Genomic DNA, 3208 nt, shown 5'->3' with positions numbered 1-3208 from the left:
GATAATGAATAATGGTAGGGGCGGGTTCTGCTGTCAATTCTCCATCCCCACGACCATATCAATAAACCCGCCCCAGCGGATAATGAATAATGGTAGGGGCGGGTTCTGCTGTCAATTCTCCATCCCCACGACCGTATTAATAAACCCGCCCCACCGTTTATGTTGAGAAACCGGGTTTCTTGGCCTCTGTTTGGGGGCTGTTAATATAACTCATATTTGAGTAGAGTGCAGGGTAGGGCCCCATTGTATAGGGGTATCCGTTGGGAAGTTCTTAATCCAATGCGCTTTGATAGGGCTTTGTTTCCGGTAAAGATAAACGCCGTCCACCCCTTAAAGCGTTGTTTGAGAATATCCCCAAGTTGCTGATATAAATCTCCCAACTCCTCCACATTTCCCAAACGTTCCCCATAGGGAGGGTTGCAGACAATTAACCCATTATCCCCCGTCGGTTCCACCTGTGATAGGTCTGCCTGCCATAAGCGAATGTGACTATCTACCCCGCACTTTTTGGCATTATAATTGGCTTGGGCGATCGCTTCCGAATTATGATCGCATCCTCCGATAGAAATCTGCAAATCTTCCCGACAACTAGCTTCCGCCTCCCGGACTAACTCCTTCCACAGAGACTCATCAAAATCTGACCACTTCATCAAAGCAAATGTTTCACGAAATAGCCCTGGTGCGACGTTGAGGGCTTTCAAAGTCGCTTCTAGGGGGAGAGTTCCAGAACCGCATAAAGGGTCTAAGAAAGGGCGATCGCCTTGCCATTGTGCCAAATGCAATAACCCCGCCGCCAGACTTTCTTTAAGGGGGGCTTTTCCCACCGCCGGACGATATCCCCGTCGATGTAGACTAGGACCAGAACTATCTAGGCTGAGGATGCCATGATTACCGTTTATATGCAGATTTATGTGTAGATCAGCATCTAAAACATCCACTGTTGACCGCTGACTAAACTTGTCTCGCTGTTGATCAACGATCGCATTTTTCACCTGTAAAGCCGTAAAATGGGTATGATTCAACTGTCGATTTTTACCTGTACAGTGAACCGATATAGTTTGATAGGGTTTAATATATTCTTCCCAATCTATTTTCTGGACTTCCTGATAAAGGCGATCGCTGTTCGGACTGGGGAATTTGGCTATGGGAACCAACACCCTAAAAATCGTTCTTGACCATAGATTAACCCGATAAAGTAAGCGGCGATCGCCACTAAAACCCACCCCCGCAAAGTCCGGCTTTACCTCTCTCGCGCCCAGACTTTCCAACTCATCAGCCGCCACCGACTCCAACCCATGAGCCACCGTCGCAAAATACTCAGACATTCAACTACAATTTAAATTTTTACCGGAATATTTACTAGGTGCAAATACTAATCCCATCATGGGAATTTACCATCAAACCCACAATTATATATCATTTTTCCTCAAATGCAAGCAGCCCCAAAAATATCTGTAATCAAAACCGAATCAGACAAAACCCATATATAGCAATCCTAATTAACCATATATAAGGGGGAGCGACCATTAGACATGATCGCCCCATTTCACCCACACACCACATATGGAATGAAGCATATTTAGCAGAGACATTAGTATTCTTTTTTCAGAAAGGACACCGGCGACTGGCCGTGTTTCGTCTCGGTGTCCTGACTGGTTCGCTCCTCACACGCTTGTAACTCTAGCCAACCCCCATAGTTTTGTCAACACTTTTATCAAAAAAAATTTTGATGAATGCCCAAAACCCTTACCGAATAGGTAATTTTTATATTTCCCCACACCGTTAGCAATGGACGTTTGCTTAGACCCATTCAGCAGCAAATAGGGGGGAAGTCCCCACATATTCGATCAATTATCGCTGTCCTAAAGCGAGCCGCCCAGGTTGTCCAACCAATTAAGAATCAGAGGATTAACCACAGTTGGCCGTTCATCGTGGGGACAGTGGCCAGTTTCGGGAATAGAAACAAACTCAACCGATGCACCAGTTGTAGCTAAATCCCGATAAATATCAGCACCCTTAATCGGAGTCCAGGGGTCATTTTCCCCCCAGATTACTAATAGAGGACGCTGTAATTTTGGCAAAAGTTCCGAGGGCCGAGACCCAGGGGGGGCGCTTAAAATGGAAGCAAAAACCTGTTGTGCGCCGACATCATTAGAGGGTTCATAGAGTAAATCCACCAACTCATCTGTGATGGCTTCTCGGTTTCCGTAGACTTGGCGGAGGGTATTGCGGATGCGGTGTTTTTGGCGGACTTGGTTAAACACAAGGGGCCCAATAGCGGGGGAAGCGACTAACTTAGTAAATGTTCCCATCACCACCCGGAGGGGAAAATTCAACTCTTCCGGGCGATGATTCAAGCCTCCGGCGCAGTTTAACAGGACAGCGCCCCGGCAAATATCGGGATAATTTACTGCTACCATGAGACTAAGCAGGGCCCCAATGGAGTTACCGACAAAAACTGCAGGTTCTCCCACCTGTTCACTCCAGAAGTCCCGGAGCAATTCTTCCCATAGGTCCAAAGTATAATCAACGGCTGGTTTCCCAGAAGCCCCAAAACCCAATAAATCTAAAGCAAAGACCCGATATCCTCCGGCTGCTAAAACGGGGATATTTTGTCGCCAATGACCAATCGAAGCCCCAAACCCATGGACTAAAATCAGGGGTTGGCCTGTTCCCTGGACTGTATAGCGGATGGAGTGATTTTTCCAGGTCCAATCGAGAGACTCCAAACAACTAGGGACATTTACAGACGGTTGGGTTGCGGTCATATTATGAACTTTTGTAAACTCTGTGGTTTCATCATATCACAAAATAATTGATAATTGACAATAGATAATAAATGATTTGGTAGGGGCGGGTTCTGCTGTCAATTCTCCATCCCTACCGGGATATAAATAAACCCGCCCCACCCCACCGGATAATTGATAATAGATAATTGATGATTTGGTAGGGGCGGGTTCTGCTGTCAATTCTCCATCCCTACCGGGATATAAATAAACCCGCCCCACCCCACCGGATAATTGATAATAGATAATAAATGATTTCGTAGGTGGTGCGTCAGATTAATCAAATTTGCCGTTAACCCGCTAGGTTATCCTTCTGACGCACCCTACTAGATAACTTAATAAACCCGCCCCACCTCACCGGATAATGGATAATAGATAATAAATGATTTCGTAGGTGGTGCGTCAGATTAATCAAATTTGCC

General features: G+C 46.1%; 2 protein-coding genes. Both read right to left on the bottom strand.

Annotated features, from left to right (window positions below; translation table 11 throughout):
• Positions 1-200: 200 nt before the first annotated feature.
• Positions 201-1325 carry a THUMP domain-containing class I SAM-dependent RNA methyltransferase gene (locus P5674_RS12690; RefSeq protein ID WP_006616194.1) on the bottom strand — a complete coding sequence of 375 codons (1125 nt, stop codon included), beginning with the start codon at positions 1323-1325 and terminating at the stop codon, positions 201-203.
• A gap of 537 nt (positions 1326-1862) precedes the next feature.
• Positions 1863-2768 carry an alpha/beta fold hydrolase gene (locus tag P5674_RS12685; protein WP_006616195.1) on the bottom strand — a complete coding sequence of 302 codons (906 nt, stop codon included), beginning with the start codon at positions 2766-2768 and terminating at the stop codon, positions 1863-1865.
• Between the last annotated feature and the right edge of the window lie 440 nt (positions 2769-3208).

The sequence above is a fragment of the Limnospira sp. PMC 289.06 genome, assembly GCF_032350395.1.
In the GTDB taxonomy this organism is placed as follows: domain Bacteria; phylum Cyanobacteriota; class Cyanobacteriia; order Cyanobacteriales; family Microcoleaceae; genus Limnospira; species Limnospira platensis.
The sequence above is the reverse complement of the archived record's forward strand: the minus strand, read 5'-3'. Positions and strand labels throughout refer to the sequence as shown.